This is a genomic window from Pseudomonas paracarnis (assembly GCF_904063055.1).
GTDB lineage: Bacteria > Pseudomonadota > Gammaproteobacteria > Pseudomonadales > Pseudomonadaceae > Aquipseudomonas > Aquipseudomonas paracarnis.
In genome coordinates, this window is the sequence record NZ_CAJFCN010000001.1 from 251,985 (window position 1) to 270,847 (window position 18,863).

Annotated in this window: 14 protein-coding genes; 7 read left to right on the forward strand and 7 right to left on the reverse strand. The window is 60.4% G+C overall.

Annotated features, from left to right (window positions below; genetic code table 11):
- Positions 1-50: 50 nt before the first annotated feature.
- The 6 genes from rnc to tadA all read left to right on the forward strand — a co-directional run bounded on the left by rnc (position 51) and on the right by tadA (position 5,376).
- A complete protein-coding gene (gene rnc / locus JMV15_RS01175) occupies positions 51-740 on the forward strand; it encodes a ribonuclease III (protein WP_003188856.1) in 690 nt (229 codons plus the stop codon).
- On the forward strand, positions 733-1,635 hold the full coding sequence (gene era, locus JMV15_RS01180; RefSeq protein ID WP_005785147.1) for a GTPase Era: 903 nt from the start codon (positions 733-735) through the stop codon (positions 1,633-1,635). The genes rnc and era overlap by 8 nt, the downstream gene beginning before the upstream one ends.
- A gap of 154 nt (positions 1,636-1,789) precedes the next feature.
- Positions 1,790-2,476: a DNA repair protein RecO gene (recO, locus tag JMV15_RS01185; RefSeq protein ID WP_019817662.1), complete on the forward strand. Its 687-nt coding sequence runs from the start codon at positions 1,790-1,792 to the stop codon at positions 2,474-2,476.
- Between the two features lie 51 nt (positions 2,477-2,527).
- Entirely contained in the window at positions 2,528-3,271 is a 744-nt protein-coding gene (pdxJ, locus tag JMV15_RS01190; protein ID WP_003188860.1) for a pyridoxine 5'-phosphate synthase, read from the forward strand.
- Positions 3,272-3,496: 225 nt separating this feature from the next.
- Positions 3,497-4,879 carry a multicopper oxidase family protein gene (locus JMV15_RS01195; protein ID WP_038452078.1) on the forward strand — a complete coding sequence of 461 codons (1,383 nt, stop codon included), beginning with the start codon at positions 3,497-3,499 and terminating at the stop codon, positions 4,877-4,879.
- Positions 4,879-5,376 carry a tRNA adenosine(34) deaminase TadA gene (gene tadA / locus JMV15_RS01200; protein WP_019817664.1) on the forward strand — a complete coding sequence of 166 codons (498 nt, stop codon included), beginning with the start codon at positions 4,879-4,881 and terminating at the stop codon, positions 5,374-5,376. The genes JMV15_RS01195 and tadA overlap by 1 nt, the downstream gene beginning before the upstream one ends.
- 140 nt (positions 5,377-5,516) lie before the next feature.
- On the opposite strand, the gene cmoB is transcribed toward tadA, so the two are convergent.
- The 6 genes from cmoB to JMV15_RS01230 form a co-directional block, all read right to left on the reverse strand.
- Positions 5,517-6,473: a tRNA 5-methoxyuridine(34)/uridine 5-oxyacetic acid(34) synthase CmoB gene (gene cmoB / locus JMV15_RS01205; protein ID WP_020301206.1), complete on the reverse strand. Its 957-nt coding sequence runs from the start codon at positions 6,471-6,473 to the stop codon at positions 5,517-5,519.
- The gene (cmoA, locus tag JMV15_RS01210; protein ID WP_014717080.1) at positions 6,470-7,213 is read right to left on the reverse strand and encodes a carboxy-S-adenosyl-L-methionine synthase CmoA; all 744 of its coding nucleotides are present in this window, start codon (positions 7,211-7,213) and stop codon (positions 6,470-6,472) included. The genes cmoB and cmoA overlap by 4 nt, the downstream gene beginning before the upstream one ends.
- Before the next feature lie 36 nt (positions 7,214-7,249).
- On the reverse strand, positions 7,250-7,906 hold the full coding sequence (locus tag JMV15_RS01215) for a lysoplasmalogenase (protein ID WP_014717081.1): 657 nt from the start codon (positions 7,904-7,906) through the stop codon (positions 7,250-7,252).
- A 1-nt stretch (position 7,907) separates the two neighbouring features.
- The gene (locus JMV15_RS01220; RefSeq protein ID WP_014717082.1) at positions 7,908-8,297 is read right to left on the reverse strand and encodes a protease inhibitor I42 family protein; all 390 of its coding nucleotides are present in this window, start codon (positions 8,295-8,297) and stop codon (positions 7,908-7,910) included.
- A gap of 203 nt (positions 8,298-8,500) precedes the next feature.
- On the reverse strand, positions 8,501-10,921 hold the full coding sequence (gene lon, locus JMV15_RS01225; RefSeq protein ID WP_201491228.1) for an endopeptidase La: 2,421 nt from the start codon (positions 10,919-10,921) through the stop codon (positions 8,501-8,503).
- Positions 10,922-11,094: 173 nt separating this feature from the next.
- Positions 11,095-14,637: a YncE family protein gene (locus tag JMV15_RS01230; protein WP_038449035.1), complete on the reverse strand. Its 3,543-nt coding sequence runs from the start codon at positions 14,635-14,637 to the stop codon at positions 11,095-11,097.
- A gap of 350 nt (positions 14,638-14,987) precedes the next feature.
- On the opposite strand from JMV15_RS01230, the gene JMV15_RS01235 reads away from it, so the two are divergent.
- Positions 14,988-17,324, forward strand: coding sequence for a putative bifunctional diguanylate cyclase/phosphodiesterase (locus JMV15_RS01235; RefSeq protein WP_201491229.1), 2,337 nt, complete (start codon positions 14,988-14,990; stop codon positions 17,322-17,324).
- Between the two features lie 125 nt (positions 17,325-17,449).
- On the opposite strand, the gene JMV15_RS01240 is transcribed toward JMV15_RS01235, so the two are convergent.
- Complete coding sequence (locus tag JMV15_RS01240) at positions 17,450-18,859, reverse strand: pyridoxal phosphate-dependent decarboxylase family protein (protein WP_069868287.1); 1,410 nt, start codon at positions 18,857-18,859, stop codon at positions 17,450-17,452.
- Positions 18,860-18,863 lie beyond the last annotated feature (4 nt).

Genomic DNA, 18,863 nt, shown 5'->3' on the forward strand with positions numbered 1-18,863 from the left:
GCGTCAATCGTCGATGGCCGCCGGTGCCATCAACTAGATATGGATAAACCGTGACCGTTTCTCTAAGTCGTCTCGAGCGTCAGCTCGGCTACACCTTCAAGGACCAGGAATTGATGGTCCTTGCCCTCACACACCGCAGCTTTGCAGGGCGCAATAACGAGCGCCTGGAATTCCTCGGTGACGCTATCCTCAATTTCGCCGCCGGCGAGGCGCTGTTCGAGCGCTTCCCCCAAGCGCGAGAAGGCCAGCTGTCGCGCCTGCGCGCACGCCTTGTGAAAGGCGAGACCCTGGCTGTGCTGGCTCGAGGCTTTGGCCTGGGCGAGTACCTGCGGCTGGGTTCCGGTGAGTTGAAAAGCGGCGGTTTCCGTCGCGAGTCAATCCTGGCTGATGCCCTGGAAGCCTTGATCGGTGCGATCTACCTCGATGCCGGGATGGAGACGGCCAAGGAACGCGTTGTCGCCTGGCTGGCCTCGGAAATCGAAAGCCTGACGCTGGTAGACACCAACAAGGATCCCAAGACCCGCCTGCAAGAGTACCTGCAGTCCCGCGGTTGCGAACTGCCACGCTACGAAGTGGTGGATATCCAGGGCGAGCCCCATTGCCGGGTGTTCTTCGTGGAATGTGAAATCACTTTATTGAACGAAAAAAGCCGAGGTCAGGGTGTGAGCCGTCGTATTGCCGAACAGGTAGCGGCCGCTGCAGCACTGATTGCCCTGGGCGTGGAGAATGGCCATGACTGATTCAACCGCAACACGCTGTGGCTATGTTGCCATCGTCGGCCGCCCGAACGTGGGCAAGTCCACGCTGCTCAACCACATCCTCGGCCAGAAGCTCGCGATCACCTCGCGCAAGCCCCAGACCACCCGCCACAACATGCTGGGCATCAAGACCGAAGGCAACGTGCAAGCGGTGTATGTCGATACCCCTGGCATGCACAAAGGCGGCGAGAAAGCCCTGAACCGCTACATGAACAAGACCGCCTCGGCCGCGTTGAAAGACGTCGACGTGGTGATCTTCGTGGTTGACCGCACCAAGTGGACCGACGAAGACCAGATGGTCCTCGAGCGTGTGCAATACGTGACCGGCCCGTTGATCGTCGCGCTGAACAAGACCGACCGTATCGAAGACAAAGCCGAGCTGATGCCGCACCTGACCTGGTTGCAGGAGCAACTGCCGAACGCCCAGATCATGCCGATCTCGGCCCAGCACGGCCACAACCTCGAAGCCCTGGAGCGCGTGATCGCCGGTTACCTGCCAGAAAACGAGCACTTCTTCCCGGAAGACCAGATCACCGACCGCAGCAGCCGCTTCCTCGCCGCCGAACTGGTCCGCGAGAAAATCATGCGCCAGATGGGCGCCGAGCTGCCGTACCAGATCACCGTCGAAATCGAAGAGTTCAAGCAGCAGGGCAAGACCTTGCACATTCATGCGCTGATCCTCGTCGAACGTGACGGCCAGAAGAAAATCATCATTGGCGACAAGGGCGAGCGTATCAAGCGCATCGGCACCGAAGCGCGCAAGGATATGGAGTTGCTGTTCGACTCCAAGATCATGCTCAACCTGTGGGTGAAGGTGAAGGGTGGCTGGTCCGATGATGAGCGTGCGTTGCGCTCCCTGGGCTACGGCGACCTGTAACGGGCCTCGAACACACTGCAAAACTTTGTGGGAGCGGGCTTGCCCGCGATGAGGATGTAACATTCGGCAGAGATGTTGACTGTGACGCCGCCATCGCGGGCAAGCCCGCTCCCACATTGGATCGGCGCTGTTTCACGTTCTGCGAGAGAGCCTCATGTCCGCCTCCCCCCCCAGCCAACTTGCCTATGTCCTGCACAGCCGCGCCTACCGCGAAACCAGTGCGCTGGTGGACTTCCTCACGCCCCAAGGCCGCCTGCGCGCGGTATTGCGCAGCGCGCGGGGCAAGGCGGGCACCTTGGCGCGGCCGTTCGTGGCGCTGGACGTGGAGTTTCGCGGCAAGGGCGAGCTGAAAAACGTCGGCCGCCTGGAAAGCGTTGGCACCTCTGCCTGGCTCAATGGCGATGCGTTATTCAGCGGCCTTTACCTCAATGAGCTGCTGATCCGCCTGCTGCCCGCCGAAGACCCGCACCCGGCAGTCTTTGATCACTACGCTGCCACCTTGCTGGCCCTCGCTGAAGGCCGTCCGCTGGAACCGCTGCTGCGCGCTTTCGAATGGCGTTTGCTCGACGACCTTGGCTACGGCTTCGAACTGGCCAACGACTTGCACGGAGAGCCCATCGCCGCCGATGGCATGTATCGCCTGCAAGTCGATGCGGGGCTTGAGCGCGTGTACCTGCTGCAGCCCGGCCTGTTTCAGGGCACCGAACTGCTGGCCATGAGTGAAGCCGACTGGCACGCTCCCGGTGCGCTGTCCGCCGCCAAGCGCCTGATGCGCCAGGCCCTGGCCGTGCACCTGGGCGGGCGGCCGCTGGTCAGTCGCGAGTTGTTTCGAAAGCCCTGACATCCCCGTGTATGCTGTGCACCGATTCTTTCCCTTTTCAGGAGCGCTTCCGTGACCACCAGCAATCGCATTCTTCTTGGCGTCAACATCGACCATGTCGCCACCCTGCGCCAGGCCCGGGGCACCCGTTACCCTGACCCGGTCAAGGCCGCGCTGGACGCCGAAGAGGCGGGCGCCGACGGCATCACCGTGCACCTGCGCGAAGACCGCCGTCACATCCAGGAGCGCGATGTGCTGCTGCTCAAGGACGTGCTGCAAACCCGCATGAACTTCGAAATGGGCGTCACCGAAGAAATGATGGCGTTCGCCGAGCGCATTCGCCCGGCGCATATCTGCCTGGTACCGGAAACTCGCCAGGAGCTGACCACCGAAGGCGGCCTCGACGTCGCCGGCCAGGAAGCGCGGATCAAGGCCGCGGTGGAGCGCCTGTCGCGGATCGGCAGCGAAGTCTCGCTGTTTATCGACGCCGACGAACGCCAGATCGAAGCCTCCCGCCGCGTCGGCGCCCCGGCGATCGAGCTGCACACTGGCCGTTATGCCGATGCCACCACGCCGACCGAAGTGGCAGACGAACTGCAACGCATCATCGACGGCGTGAACTGCGGGCTCAACGAAGGCTTGATCGTCAATGCCGGCCATGGCTTGCATTACCACAATGTCGAAGCCGTGGCAGCGATCAAGGGCATCAACGAACTGAACATCGGCCATGCGCTGGTCGCGCACGCGCTTTTCGTCGGTTTCAAAGGCGCCGTGGCCGAGATGAAAGCCCTGATTCTGGCCGCTGCCAAGCACTGATAAACAATGAAGATCATTGTGGGAGCTGGCTTGCCTGCGATAGCGGAGTGTCAGTTGACGCATTCGTAGCTGGCCCACTGCAATCGCAGGCAAGCCAGCTCCCACATGATGAGTCGTCGGCGTTTTTGGCATGCGGCAATGCGAAGCCTTACTGTTTAGCCGACGCAGGTGTATCGTATCAGCCCTTTGCGGGCCCTTGGCCTGCGGCAGATACGCGAGGTTGTTGTGTCCCGATCCTTTTCCCGTCGACAAATCCTGGGTGGTCTTGCTGGCCTGGCCGTAGTAGGCGTCGGTGCCGGTGGTGGCTACCGCTACTGGCTGGGGAAAGTCGCTGAGTCCGAGGCAGGGCACGATTACGAGCTGATCGCCGCGCCCCTGGACGTAGAGTTGGTGCCGGGGCACAAAACCCCAGCCTGGGCGTTCGGCCCTTCGGCGCCAGGCACCGAGTTGCGGGTGCGCCAAGGCGAGTGGCTGCGGGTGCGCTTTATCAACCATCTTCCAGTCGCCACTACCATCCACTGGCACGGCATCCGCCTGCCGCTGGAAATGGACGGCGTGCCCTACGTCTCGCAATTGCCGGTGCTGCCTGGCGAATACTTCGACTATAAATTCCGCGTACCCGATGCCGGCAGCTACTGGTATCACCCTCACGTGAGCAGCAGCGAAGAACTCGGCCGTGGCCTGGTCGGCCCGTTGATCGTGGAAGAGCGCGAACCCACCGGTTTCAAGTACGAACGCACCTTGAGCCTGAAGAACTGGCACATCGACGAAGAGGGCGCGTTTGTCGAGTTCAGCATCCCCCGTGAAGCGGCGCGTGGCGGCACGGCCGGGCGTCTGTCGACCATCAATGGGGTGCCCCAGGCGGTCATCGACCTGCCGGCGGGGCAAATCACCCGCGTGCGCCTGCTCAACCTCGATAACACTGTGACCTATCGCCTCAATATTCCCGGGGTCGAAGCGCAGATCTACGCGTTGGACGGCAACCCCATCGAGCCGCGCCCGTTGGGCAAGGAATATTGGCTGGGCCCGGGCATGCGCATCTGCCTGGCGATCAAAGCGCCACCGGCGGGCGAAGAACTGTCGCTGCGCAACGGCCCGGTGCGCCTTGGCACCTTCCGCTCTGTCGCCAATACCGACGCGCCTACCGCATGGCCACCGGCATTGCCGGCCAACCCGGTTGCCGAGCCAGACCTGGCCAATGCCGAGAAACTCAACTTCAATTTCGAATGGGTCGGTTCAGTGTCGGTCAATGTCGAAAACGGCAAGCCGCCGAGCCTGTGGCAGATCAACGGCCAGGCCTGGGACATCACCGACAAGACCTGTGCCGACCGCCCGATTGCCAAGCTGGAGAAGGGCAAGAGCTACATTTTCGAATTGAAGAACATGACCCAATACCAGCACCCGATCCACCTGCACGGGATGAGCTTCAAGGTGCTTGCGTCCAACCGCCACAAGGTGATCCCGTATTTCACCGACACCTACCTGCTGGGCAAGAACGAACGCGCCCGCGTGGCCTTGGTGGCGGATAACCCAGGGGTGTGGATGTTCCATTGCCATGTGATCGACCATATGGAAACCGGCCTGATGGCCGCCATCGAGGTGGCGTGATGCGCCAGATTCGCCCCGCCGCGATTATCGACCGCAGCCGCGACCAGGACTTTATGCGCGAAGCCCTGGCGCTCGCCGCCCAAGGTGCTGCATTGGGCGAAGTGCCGGTGGGTGCGGTGCTGGTGCAGGGCGGTGAAATCATCGGCCGCGGCTTCAACTGCCCCATCAGTGGCAACGACCCCAGCGCCCATGCCGAAATGGTCGCGATCCGCGCCGCTGCTCAGGCGATCAGCAACTATCGGCTGGTGGGCAGCACGCTGTACGTGACGCTGGAACCGTGCAGCATGTGTGCCGGGCTGATCGTGCATTCGCGGGTGGCGCGGGTGGTGTATGGCGCGTTGGAGCCGAAGGCGGGCATCGTGCAAAGCCAGGGGCAGTTTTTTACCCAGGGTTTTCTTAACCATCGGGTGTTGTTTGAGGGCGGGGTATTGGCCGAGGAGTGTGGGGCTGTCCTGAGCGAGTTCTTCAAGGCTCGCCGGGCCAAGCCACCACTCTAAAGAACACTGAAATATCAATGTGGGAGCTGGCTTGCCTGCGATAGCCATCTGTCAGTCAGCCCAATATTGACTGACCCACTGCTATCGCAGGCAAGCCAGCTCCCACCGTTGATCTCCATTTTTTCAGGACGAGCGTTGTGTTATTTGCGCGCGATGATCACCGCCCGCATCGGTGCCGGCAGCCCTTCAATGGTCTTGCTGTGATCCTCAGGGTCCAGGAAATCACTCAGCGACTGATACTTCATCCACTGCGTTCCACGCTGCTCCTCAACCGTGGTCACGCTCACATCCACGCACCGCACGTCACTGAACCCGGCCCGGCGCAGCCACAGCATCAACGCCGGCACCGACGGCAAGAACCACACGTTGCGCATCTGGGCGTAACGGTCTTCTGGCACCAGCACTTGTTGTTGGTCGCCTTCCACCACCAATGTTTCCAATACCAGCTCGCCGCCCTTGACCAGGGTGTCCTTCAACGCCAGTAAATGTTCGATGGGCGAGCGGCGGTGGTAGAACACGCCCATGGAAAATACCGTGTCAAAGCCTTCCAGGTTCGCCGGCAAGTCTTCGAACGGGAACGGCAGGTGCCAGGCCTTGGGCTCGGACAAGTAGCGCTGCACTGCCTGGAACTGGCAGAAGAACAGCCAGTTGGGGTCCACGCCAATCACGCTGTCGGCCCCGGCGCCGAGCATGCGCCACATGTAGTAGCCGTTGCCGCAGCCCACGTCGAGGATGCGCTTGCCTTTGAGGTTCAGGTGCGGCGCGACCCGCGACCACTTCCAGTCCGAACGCCACTCGGTGTCCACATGCACGCCGAACAGATGGAACGGGCCTTTGCGCCAGGGGCTCAGGCCCATCAGCGCCGTGTGCATCTGTTCGCGGGTGGCGTCGTCGCAATCGGTGTCCAGCACCAGGCCGTTGAGCAAATCTACGCTGTTGGGCTGGATCTTCGGCAGTGCATCCAAGGCGCTCTGCCAGCGCTCCAGGTCGCCATGGCCTTTTTCCATCTTGCTATCGAGCTGCGCTTGCAGGCCCTGGGCCCACACGGCCAGGGGAGTGCCGACCAGATGGCGGGCGAGGGGGGACAAATCAATCATGGCAAGGCAATCAACGAGGCAAAGTTAAGACACTGGAACCACGGCACGACTTTCGAGAACCCGGCCGCCAGCAGGCGTTCGCGGTGTTCTTCGAGGCTGTCGGGCTTCATGACGTTTTCGATGGCGCTGCGCTTCTGGGCGATTTCCAGTTCGCTGTAGCCGTTGGCGCGTTTGAAGGCGATATGCAGGTCGGTCAGCAGCGCGTGCTCTTCAACATCGTTAAAGCGCAGCTTTTCCGAGAGGATCAACGCCCCGCCCGGCAGCAGCGCCTGGCGAATGCGCCCCAGCAACGCCAGGCGCTCCTGGGGGGCGATAAATTGCAGGGTGAAGTTCAGGGCCACCACCGAGGCGGGCTTGAATTGCAGGGCGAGGATGTCGCCCTCGATCACCTCCACCGGCAGCAACTCCTGGAACATCGAGTCTTGGCCATTGAGGTATTCGCGGCAGCGCTCGACCATCGCGGCGGAGTTATCCACGGCGATCACCCGGCAACCCTCGGTGCGTACATGGCGACGCAGGGCTTGGGTCACGGCGCCCAGGGAAGAGCCCAGGTCATACAGCACGCTACCCGGTTGGGCAAATTGCGCGGCCAGCACGCCGAGGTTTTCGACGATGGTGGGGTAGCCCGGCACCGAGCGCTTGATCATGTCCGGGAACACCCGCACCACATCCTCGTTAAAGGCGAAGTCCGGCACCTGGGGCAGGGGCTGGGCGAATAGGCGATCGGGTTCTTTGCTCACGGCTGTTCCGGCGACGATGGGGGAAAGGCCGGCATTTTAGCCAAGTTGCTCCTCGGATGCGCGGGTTGTCTGATGGAAAGCCGAGGCGGTGATGCCCCACTGCCCGAGCCAGTAGGTGGTGATCAGCAAATACGGCGCTGCCTCGAACGCCAGCACAAACCGGTTGATGCCGATCAGCGCGTCGGAAACCACAAACGACACCGCACCCACCGCCGCCAGCCACGCTGAACGTTTGGGCACCTCGCTGCCCAGTCGTGCCAACGCACGCCAGAGCATGGCGCTGATCACCAGCGCGTAAACCACCACCGGTATCAGCAGTTCACCGAGGCCGTGGGAGATCAGGATGCTCAGCAAGATTGCGCCTACGCCGAGGGCCAGCACCAGCGGCAGCAGCGCCAAGCGCCGACAGTCACTGAAATAAGCTTTGAGATAAGCCAAATGCGCGAACAGAAACGCGCCCAGGCCAAAGATAAACAGGTCGCCTGGCCAGGCAAGTAACACGTCGCCCACCACGGAAAAAATCAACCCCAGGCTGATCCAGCGTCGATACTCGGTGGGCGGCGCGTCATGCAGCCAACCCAGCAGCGCCAGCACCGGCAGCGGCTTGACCAGCAGGCACAGCAGCGTTGCATGGGTCGCCAGGCCGTAGACAAAGGTGCCGGCGCCCATCAAGGCAAGGATCAGCCAGGGCATATCAGTTCACCGTAATGGCGCAGTCAAAGGTTTCGACAGGTTCGGCCTCTGGCTCCCAGGGTTGCTGGGATGTCAGGCGCAAACGCCCTTGCCCTGCGGCAAACGCCTGGAAGCGCCAGGTGGACTGGCCGCCCCCGCCGATCACGCCGGACTCGGTGCTGCTGTAGACCTCAGGGCTCAAGGCGCGCAACACGCCGCCCGCGGAGTCCTGGATGGCCCAGCGGTAACCGGTGGTGGGGTTGCTGGGCAGGGTGAGGATCAGGTTTTGCCCGTTTTTAAGCTGGAGCGGGCAGGCGCTCTGGTTGTCCACGCTGACGTTTTGCTTGGGGGCACTGGCGCATGCGGCCAGCAGGGCAAGGCTCAAGGGGAGAAACAGGCGGGCAGCGGTCATGAAGGCTCCGTTAATACACGACGAAGGGGGAGCATAACCGAAGATGAGACAAGGTGTGACAAGGTGGGTTTTTGCGTTGGCCGATCGTTCCCACGCTCTGCGTGGGAACGTTGCCTTGGACGCTCCGCGTCCGCTTTGTGACGCGGAGCGTCACGGGACGTATTCCCACGCAGAGCGTGGGAATGATCAGGTCTGGATATTTATCAGAAGAGCACCTTCGCCACATCCGCAAACCGCTTGGCAAAGTGCACCGTCATCCCTTCCTTCAAATAATCCGGCAACTCTTCAAAGCTGCCACGGTTGGGCTCCGGCAAGATCAACTCGTGAATCTTCTGGCGCCGCGCCGCGATCACCTTCTCGCGCACCCCGCCAATCGGCAGTACATGCCCGGTCAAAGTCAGTTCGCCGGTCATCGCCACGCCTTTTTTCGGCGGTTGGTTGCGGGCCAGGGACAGCAACGCACTGGCCATGGTCACGCCGGCACTCGGGCCGTCTTTCGGCGTGGCGCCTTCCGGCACGTGCAAGTGCACGAAGGCCTCGTCGAAGAATTTCGCATCGCCGCCAAACGACTTCAGGTTGGAACTGATGTAGCTGTAGGCGATTTCGGCGGACTCTTTCATCACTTCACCCAACTGCCCGGTGAGCTTGAAGCCGCGATTGAGCGTGTGGATGCGCGTCGCTTCGATCGGCAAGGTGGCGCCGCCCATGCTGGTCCACGCCAGGCCGGTAATCACGCCGGTGCCGGACAGCACTTGCTCATTACGGAATACCGGCATGCCCAGGGAGCTTTCCAGGTCCTTGTTGCCGATCTTGATCACCGACTCCGGTTCATCCAGCAGCTTGACCACCGCCTTGCGCACCAGCTTGCCCAGTTGCTTCTCCAGTTGGCGCACGCCGGCTTCCCGAGCATAACCATCGATCAATGCGCGCAGGGCGCCGTCGGTGATGGTCAGGCTGTTTTTGGCCACGCCGGCTTTTTCCAACTGCTTGGGCCACAGGTGGCGCTTGGCGATGGCGACTTTTTCTTCGGTGATATAGCCCGACAGGCGAATTACTTCCATGCGGTCCAGCAACGGGCCCGGGATCGAGTCCAGGGTGTTGGCGGTGCACACAAACAGCACTTTGGACAGGTCCAGGCGCAGGTCCAGGTAGTGGTCGAGGAATTCGACGTTCTGCTCCGGGTCCAGGGTTTCCAGCAGCGCCGACGCCGGGTCGCCCTGGAAGCTCTGGCCCATCTTGTCGATCTCGTCGAGCATGATCACCGGGTTCATCACTTCCACGTCTTTCAGCGCCTGCACCAGCTTGCCGGGCAGGGCGCCGATGTAGGTGCGCCGGTGGCCCTTGATCTCGGCCTCGTCGCGCATGCCGCCGACACTGAAGCGATAGAACGGCCGCCCCAGGGATTCGGCGATGGACTTGCCCACACTCGTCTTGCCCACGCCGGGCGGGCCCACCAGCAACACGATGGAACCGGCGACTTCGCCTTTGTAGGCGCCCACGGCGAGGAATTCGAGGATGCGGCTCTTGATGTCATCCAGGCCCGCATGGTGCTTGTCGAGCACTTTGCGCGCGTGCTTGAGGTCGAGTTTGTCTTCACCGTATACGCCCCACGGCACCGAGGTGGCCCAGTCCAGGTAGTTGCGTGTGACGGCGTATTCCGGCGAACCGGTTTCCAGGATCGACAGTTTGTTCAGTTCTTCATCAATGCGTTTTTTCGCTTGCGCCGGCAGCACCTTGCCTTGCAGGCGCTGTTCGAACTGTTCGACATCGGCGCTGCGATCGTCCTTGGTCAGGCCCAGTTCCTGCTGGATGACCTTGAGTTGTTCCTTGAGGAAGAACTCACGCTGGTGCTCGCCGATCTTGCGGTTTACCTCGGCGGAGAGCTCTTTTTGCAGACGCGCGACTTCTACCTCTTTGCGCAGCATCGGCAGCACTTTTTCCATGCGTTTGAGCATGGGCACGCAGTCCAGCACTTCCTGCAGTTCAGTACCTGTCGCCGAGGTGAGTGCGGCGGCAAAGTCGGTGAGCGGCGACGGGTCGTTGGGGCTGAAGCGGTTGAGGTAGTTCTTCAACTCTTCGCTGTACAGCGGGTTGAGGGGCAGCAGTTCCTTGATCGCATTGATCAGCGCCATGCCGTAGGCCTTGACCTCATCGGTCGGCTCGCTGGGCTGGTGCGGGTATTCGACTTCCACCAGGTACGGTGGGCGGTGGTGCTTGAGCCAGGTCTTGATGCGCACGCGGGTCAGGCCCTGGGCGACGAACTGCAGCTTGCCGTTCTCGCGGCTGGCGTGGTGCACCTTCACCAGGGTGCCGTACAACGGCAGGGCGGAGGTGTCGAAGTGGCGTGGGTCTTCGGGCGGCGTGTCCATGAAAAACAGCGCAAGGGAGTGGTGGTCGGATTTGCTCACCAACTCCAGGGTTTCGGCCCAGGGCTCTTCATTGACGATCACCGGCAACACTTGGGCCGGGAAAAACGGCCGATTGTGGATCGGGATGATGAAGACCTTGTCCGGCAGGTTTTGCCCAGGCAGGGCCAGGCCAGTATTGGACGAGGGGGCTTCAGCGTTTTCGGGGTCGGCGTAATCGTTGAGGTCGTAATCTGGAAATTCTTGCTGGTCGCTCATGGGGCACCTGCATCAGTAAGTATGCAGGTTAGATGGGGCGGGGTTGCGGTGGTTTCAATGGGGCGGCGTCGTTAGCAACAATTTGCATGAAATAACGGGGGAAGCGCGGAGTGGGGGGGCATGCAAGGGGTGAATGCCCCGTCTCGCGGGAGACGGGGCATCTTGGCAAGTGTTTAGACGCTTACTACGGCTACGGTATTGTTGCCGAAATTGCAGACGAACAAGTACCTGCCATCCTCGCTGCAAGCCAGGCCGGTGGGTTGGTTGAAACCAGGGATACTGCCAACCAGTTCCTCGGTGGTGGTGTCGATGATGCGGACGGTGTTACTGGCGTACTCCGTCACGTAGGCCAGCGGTTTGACTGGGTGGAAGGCGACGCCTCGTGGGGTTGCCAGCCCGGTCAGGGATTTGACGTAGGTAAGGCCATCGTTGTAGGTGTTGTAGATATCAACTTTTCCTAAGTTGGGAACACAGACAAATAGCCGTTCGAGGGTGGCGAACAGTGGGGAGTGGGCGAGGGCACTTGCGATTCCATTATTAGCGACCACGTGAGTGCGAGTGCGAGTGGTGATATTATATCGATGTGTTTGTTCAGTAACTGAATATAACGCAGTGCCTTGTGGGTTGGTTATTATAGCTCTGGAGCTATTTTGTGCGTGGAGATAAGTTTCGTTTCGTTCTGTTTGTGTATTCCAATAGTAAATGGTAGTGGCGCCTAAATGCCCTATAAAGAGTCGCGATCCCCCTGGGTTTAAGCATATTGCTTGGGTAGGACCGCCAAGCCAATAAGGGTAGCGAAAAGTGAAATTACTAGTGTTTAGTATGGGAGTAGTTTGGGTATAGTGCGAGCCTTCAACCGAAAAATACAGGTTCGAGTTCGAAGGATGTAACGCCAAACCATGAATAACACTCCCAACCGTATTCACCGTCCGGGCCGTATTGTTCTCTAGATCAATCACCGAAATCGACGGCGTCCGTCCATTCGCCACACAAACCTTTTTACCGTCCCGACTGGCCACGATATACGTCGGCCCATTCCCCACTTCAATCTCTCGCACAATCTCCCCCGGTGCCTTGCGCGTGCGGTAAGTCGCCTCATTAAAGTATATGGCTGTGTCCAGGCAGTTGGTCCCATCCAACGATATCCAACCTCGGATTCTGACCTGGCTGTTATCCGGCAACTCCCTCAAATAATCGGCCGGTATCAAGTCCAGAGTACGCCCGGCACTGGCTTCTGCCGGGGTTATATCAATGGCACGCCGCAGCGGCAAGTCGGTCGTACTGAACAGGTCAATGCCGACCGCAAGCCCGGCCCGGAAAAACGGCAAGGCGCGAATCTGTACCGAGTTCGCCTTGTTGGTATCGATCACCCCACCCGCGGCCGCAGGCACGCTCAGCAGATTAAGTGTCTGGTCAGAGAACTTATCCACTTCAACCGTGAGTCGTCTAGAGTCCGTCCTGATGTTGTCGCGCAGTACCTCGAAATAAACTTCAAACGACTCCCCGACGTAAGCGCCAACAAAGTTACTCAGGTAAGAGAACGAAATGTAATCATGGCCAGCTTCTGGCTTGCCGGGTTTGCTGGGAATGGCGGGTGTACCCACCCCGTGTTTTCCGACTACACGCAGAGTGACAAGATCACTCTCCAGCATGGGGTACTTGACCCGGAACGTCGTGATGCGAGGAGAGGGCGTCCAGACATTCAGCGGGTCAAGCCGCATGATGCAAGACGACACCGGGGTGGCCTCCAGCAAGGTCGGACATTCGCTGAGCTGTAGCGCCGCCCCCACTTTGACCACCAACGGCAGGGACTTTAGCGGGATGTCCGTAGGCAGTGTGCGGACCTCCCAGTGCAGCGCCATGCTTGCATCTTTGTTAGCCAGGACGATCGCGCGGGCAATGGTAAAGGGCAAGGCCGAGCCATACCACACGCTGGTCACCTTCAGCCATGCTGAGGTAATGCTGCCCCCCGGCTTACTGCCTGTCGCAACCATCCGTACCTCATCATTCAACCAGATGCTCGGGTGGGGATCCACGAACGCTTTGAGGTTGCCTTTGTTGATAAGCTCGTCAAATTGGTGGTCAGGCGGTGGAGCTTCAGGTGATCGTGGTGGAGGGAGTGAGATTGAAATATCACCGACCGGTACAGTCACCGATTGCGAGGGGTTTGCCGCATCGTTGTTGACTAGATAGTAGGCGGTGAAGGTGGAGCCCTCCAATGGCTCAAATGTGCGGTAGTCCAATAAGTAGTCAATATCGCCACCGCTGGAGATTTCGGTGAAGCGCTCGTACACGATGTTGCCGTTGGCTGCTCTGCCTTCAATGATTAGGTCAACTTTGTCACTCAGAGGCAGTTCCGCGCCGGGTACGGTGATATGCACTGGGTTGGTATCAGGCAGCGTCCCCCCCACCAGGCCGTGTACCAGTGGCGCCGGGCGACGGTTATCGACCGGCGTGCCACGCACGCTGTAAATGGCAGCGTTAGAAGGTGTATTGGGCTGCCCTGCGCGAATCCGCTCATAGAAAGCCATTAAACGGCCTTCCGCCAGTTGTTTTACAAAGGGCAATGGCAACGGAATGGATACGCGAACCAGGTTTGGCTGCAGCACTTCATAAGATTCAGTGTGCTTAAGGCTTCCCGTATGAGTCAGCCCTAAATAGGTGACATGTATTTCATCGTTGACCTGCCACCCATGATTTCTTAACGGTACCTCGAAGTTCAGGTCATTGGAGTGCGCGTCCTTATCGATGTATTCCTCGTCTGAAACAGGGTCGTATTCGGACTCGGTAACGTGACCCTCTATCAGTTGCGGGTTGGTGCCCCCGCTCACCCTATTTTGTATGACCCTTGGGATGGAAAAACCGATGGATTGGTTTCCGGCCTTGTCCCTTACATACCACTCAAGAATATTCGGCCCCGGTGTCACTTTCTGCCAGTCGCCGAAATTGATGGTCATAATGATGGGGGCGTTCCCGGAGGCTTCAAAATGGGTCACCGTGTGAGTAACAAGCCAACCGCCAATACTCATATAGATCACATCACCTTCTTTGCGGTGGTGAACCTGATCCACTAACGGGTTCAGCGGGTAATTATCAACGATGACCCTGACGCCTTTTTGCGCATCCGCGGGATTCACGATGCCAAAGGCCTCAATGGTTGGATCTTCGAACGTAACGCGTGCCAGGTTTTCGTTGATAATCGGCGTACTGGCCTGAGGGTCCAGCCCCCCGGGGGCTTTGGTATCCACCCAGATACTGAACGTTTTGGTCCTGTCAGTGGTTCCGCTTAGGCGTCTGACGAAAGCTTGTAGTGTGTTATGGGCCTGGTCGATAAACCTGACGCTCTCTATGGCCAACTTAACGTGTTTGTTTTGCTTTTCATCATCTTCTGTGAGGGTGTAGTGGGCCACTCGTATGCCGTTGAGCTCCAGATAGACGAAATCCCCCTCATCTTGTTGGGCCCACGCAAGGAGGATGCAAATCACCCCGAGGGCGTTGACCGTCAATGCGGCGTTGTTCAGTGCGCCGTCAGTGTTTGGGATGGAAGTAAGGTTGGGGATGATCAGCTCCAGATCGGAGAAGGGTATTTGGGTGCAGCCATTGGGAACAAGTGCATCGGGCAAGCGCCCGATGGAGTCCTGGCTACGTTTTTTGCGCGCTACCGCAGGCAGGCAGGCGAGGGGCGGGGGTAGGATAGGCAGTTGATCGTAGGTCACGGTTGAACACCTCAATAAATGTAAGCAAGACGCGACCCAGGATCCTCCTTAGGTCGAGTGGCTCCTTATTCAGGGCGCTTACGACGCAGGTTGCCTAGCTGTGAGAAATGACAGTGCCGACGAGCGGCGAGGCATGGCTATGCTTATATTTATGTTGTTTTTGTCAAAAATATGACTACGAAATCCTTGTGTTTATTGGGTTTACTTATCCTCAGTCCCAGCTAACCTGCCTAAATAAAATAATCCATTAAAAAGGATGTTTTTTTGACGCCGGTTAGCAGTCGGCAGGGACGCGTATGACACAAGGAAAGCACGGCCAAGAGCGACGAGCACGGCCCGAGGGCGCGGCCATGCACTGGCGCCACACGTTTCAGACCCGCATAGCCGGGGTGCTGGCGCTGTTGTTGCTGGTGGTCGTGGCCGCCACCTATTTTGCCGTGAACGCTGCCACCACTCGGGCGGTGGAGAACCAGGCCGACGTACAGCTGAACACGGGGCGGCAGGTGTTCGAGCGCCTGCTGGACCTGCGCGGGCGGCGCTTGCAGTACGGGTTGGACTGGCTCACCGCCGATGGGCCGTTCAAGCAGGCGGTGGCCGGCGGCCGGACGCTGCCGATCCTGGAGGCCCTGGGCACCCATGGCACCGGGGTCAGTTCCAGCGAAGTGATGGTGCTGGGCCTGGATGACAGGGTCATGGTCAGTACCCTGCTGATGCAGACGCGCGGCCAGCTGTTCCCGTATGCCGATGCCTTGCGCAAGGCGCGGCGCAGCGGCCAGCAAATGTTGATCGTCGCCATGGCCGGGCGCCCCTATTTGCTGGTGCAAAAAGATGTGCTCGGGCCTGTGCCGATCGCACGCGTGGTCATGGGCTTTCCCATGGACACGCAATTCGCCCATGAACTGCGCTCCATGAGCAACCTGGAGGTGTCGTTCCTCAGTGTGCAGGACGGCCATCTCGGTCAGCTGTTCACCACCCACCATGGCAATTGGCGCCCAAGCATCATCAGCCTCTTGCATGGCACGCAGGTCGATCCTGAGGCGAAGATCCAGCTGTTCCATGGCCAGCGTGTGCTCAGCCAAGTGTTGCCCTTGGCCAACAGCGGCGAAGGCGATGAAGTGCGCGTGTTGCTGCAAAGCCCGCTGGACCATGCGCTGGAATCCTTCGCGCCGCTGGACCGGCAGTTCATGGGGATTGCCCTGGCGGTGCTGCTGGTCTCGCTGGCGGTGGCATTATTCCTGGCGCGGCGAGTGTCACGCCCCCTCAATGCGCTGGTGCAAGCCGCTGAACGGATCGGGGCCGGTGACTACCGCACCCCGGTGCGGGTGCGCAGCCACGATGAGTTCGGCCTGCTGGCGCGTGCGTTCAATGCCATGCAAAGCGGCATCGCCCTGCGCGAGCGGCAACTGGCCCACAATGCCTTGCATGACCCGCTCACCGGCCTGCCCAACCGCGCCCTGGCCATGGAGCGCCTGGGCAGCGCGATCAGCGCACGGCGGCCGGTGGTGTTGCTGTACGTGGGGATTGAAAACTACCGAGTCATCAACGAAGGGTTTGGCCCCGAAGGTGTCGAGCACATGTTGTGCGAGGCCAGCCGCTGCTTGTCCAGCAGCCTGTTGGCCAGCGACACCGCAGCACGCATCGCCGGCAGTGAGTTTCTGTTGTTGCTGGAAAACACCGAGATCGACTCAGCCGTGGCCCGCGCCGACCAGTTGCATGGGGCGTTGACCCAACCCCTGCGCATCGGCAATGACGAAGTGCGCCATGAAGTGAGCATCGGCATCGCCGCGTACCCTGCTGATGGGCAGCAGGTGGAAGAGTTGATCAACCGCGCGGCCATCGCCCGGCACGACGCGGCCAACCTGCCGGGGCATTTGCAGATCTACCAACCGGACCGCGACCTCGCCCACCAACGCCAGATCACCCTGATTCGCGACTTGCGCCGCGCCGTGATCGAAGGCGAGTTGTACCTGTGCTACCAGCCCAAGCTCGATCTGCGGCACGGCCATGTGAGCCAGGCTGAAGCCTTGCTGCGTTGGCAACACCCGACGCTGGGGCAAGTGTCCCCCGGGGAGTTCATTCCCCTGGCCGAACGCACCGGTAGCATGAGCGCGCTAACGCTGTGGGTGATCGAGGAAGCCATCCGCCAGATTGCCGAATGGGCGCAGCGTGGGCTGGTTATCCAACTGTCGGTGAATATCTCCGTGAACGACTTGGCGGATGATGACTTGGCCATTCGCGTCACTGCGCTATTGGCCCAATACCACGTGGACGCCGAGCATTTGATTTTTGAAATCACCGAGAGCGCCATCATGCACAACCCGCAGCAGGCCCTCAGCGTGCTGGAGCAGCTGCGCAATTGCGGAATCAGCCTGTCGGTGGATGATTTCGGCACCGGCTACTCGTCCCTCGCCCAATTGCAGCGCCTACCGGTGCAAGAGCTGAAGATCGACCAGTCCTTTGTGCGCAACCTCGACAGCACCAGCGGCGACGGCGTGATCGTGCGTTCCACCATCGAGATGAGTCATAGCCTGGGGCTCAAGGTGGTGGCCGAGGGCGTGGAGTTCGAGCACAGCCTCACCTTGCTCAAACGCTGGAACTGCGACACGGCCCAAGGCTACCTGATCAGCCGGCCGCTCAATGCCTTGGCGTTCGAGCGGTGGATGCGGCGTGAGCAGGTGCCAACCTAGACAGTTTGACTGTGGCGAGAGAGCTTGCTCCCGCTGGAGTGCGAAGCGCTCCCAGGATTTTGGGGCCGCTGCGCAGCCCAGCGGGAGCAAGCTCCCTCGCCACAGGGGGGCTACTTTGGCAGCGTTCAAGCGACCAGGGTTTGCAATCGCACCCACAACCTCTGGACATGCTGATGCTCGGTGCCCAGCGCGCCGATGGACACCCTCACCATCCAGCGCTCATCGAGGAGGGCGGGGGTGACGTAGGCATCGCCTGACTGGTTGAGTTTTTCTGCCCAGGCTCGGGTGTGATGGTCCAGTGCCTGGCCTTGCAAACCCGGCGGCTCATGGCGAATGCACAAGGTTTGCAAGGCGGGCGTGGCCACCAGCGTCCAGTGTTCGCTGGCTTCGATCTGCTCTGCCAGCCAGCGCGCATTGGCCAGGTCTCGCCGCAACCGCGCTTGCAGGCCGCTGACGCCTTGCTCGCGTATCAGGAACCACAACTTCAAAGCGCGGAAACGGCTGCCCAGAGAGATCCGCCAGTCACGGTAGTTTCGCACTTGGCCGTCTGCGCTGGACTGCAGGTAACTCGGGTTGGTGGTCATGATGCGAATCAAATGCTCGGGGTCGCGCACGAAATACACCGAGCAATCGAAGGCCGCGCCCAGCCATTTGTGCGGGTTGAGCACTAGGGAGTCAGCCTTTTCGATGCCATCCCACAAGGCCCGGCATTCTGGCAGGATCATCGCGGCGCCAGCCATGGCCGAGTCTACATGCAGCCACAGGCCGTGGCGTTGGGTCAGGTCGCCAATGGCCGCCAGAGGGTCGATCGCCATGGCGGCCGTGGTGCCGGTGGTGGCAATCACCACGCAGGGCGTGTTGCCGGCGGCCAGGTCCTGTGCGATGGCGTGCGCCAGTGCCTGGGGCGACATTGCATTGTGTGCATCGGTGGCGATGGTGCGGATATGGTTCTGGCCGAATCCGGCCAGGATCGCCGCCTTGTTGACCGAGCTGTGGGCATGGGCTGAGGTGTAGACGATCAGGGGCGCGCCGCTGTTTTGCAGGCCGTTGTGCATCAGCGCGTAATCGGAGCTGCGTTCCCGGGCGCTGATAAGCGCCACCAGCGTGGACGTGGACGCAGAGTCCTGGATCACACCGCTCCACGTGCTGCCCAGGCCGAGCATGTCGCGCAGCCAATCGGTGGTGACTTCCTCGATTTCGGTGAGGGCCGGGCTGGATTGCCAGGACAACCCAATCACACCCAGGCCGGTGCTCAGGCAATCGCCCAGCACTGAGGACAGTTCCACATTGGAAGGGAAGAACCCGAAGAAACTGGGATGCTGCCAATGCAGCAAGCCGGGCATGATCAGTTTTTCGACATCGCCCATGATTTGTTCGAACGGTTCGGCGGTTTCAGGCGGGCTGACCGGCAGGGCGGCTTTGATCTCGCCAGGTTGGGTGGTGGGCTGCACGCCGCGTTGTTCGATGTTCTGTCGGTAGTCTGCAATCAGGTCGATCATGGCATAGCCATGTTGGCGGAATTCTTCGGGGGTCATAGAT

Excerpts from the sequence above, each read along its gene's own strand:
- cmoB (WP_020301206.1), bottom strand. The coding sequence starts at position 6,473 with ATGATTGATTTGTCCCCCCTCGCCCGCCATCTGGTCGGCACTCCCCTG.
- era (WP_005785147.1), top strand. The coding sequence starts at position 733 with ATGACTGATTCAACCGCAACACGCTGTGGCTATGTTGCCATCGTCGGC.
- JMV15_RS01235 (WP_201491229.1), top strand. The coding sequence starts at position 14,988 with ATGCACTGGCGCCACACGTTTCAGACCCGCATAGCCGGGGTGCTGGCG.
- lon (WP_201491228.1), bottom strand. The coding sequence starts at position 10,921 with ATGAGCGACCAGCAAGAATTTCCAGATTACGACCTCAACGATTACGCC.
- tadA (WP_019817664.1), top strand. The coding sequence starts at position 4,879 with ATGCGCCAGATTCGCCCCGCCGCGATTATCGACCGCAGCCGCGACCAG.
- JMV15_RS01240 (WP_069868287.1), bottom strand. The coding sequence starts at position 18,859 with ATGACCCCCGAAGAATTCCGCCAACATGGCTATGCCATGATCGACCTG.
- JMV15_RS01215 (WP_014717081.1), bottom strand. The coding sequence starts at position 7,906 with ATGCCCTGGCTGATCCTTGCCTTGATGGGCGCCGGCACCTTTGTCTAC.
- recO (WP_019817662.1), top strand. The coding sequence starts at position 1,790 with ATGTCCGCCTCCCCCCCCAGCCAACTTGCCTATGTCCTGCACAGCCGC.
- JMV15_RS01220 (WP_014717082.1), bottom strand. The coding sequence starts at position 8,297 with ATGACCGCTGCCCGCCTGTTTCTCCCCTTGAGCCTTGCCCTGCTGGCC.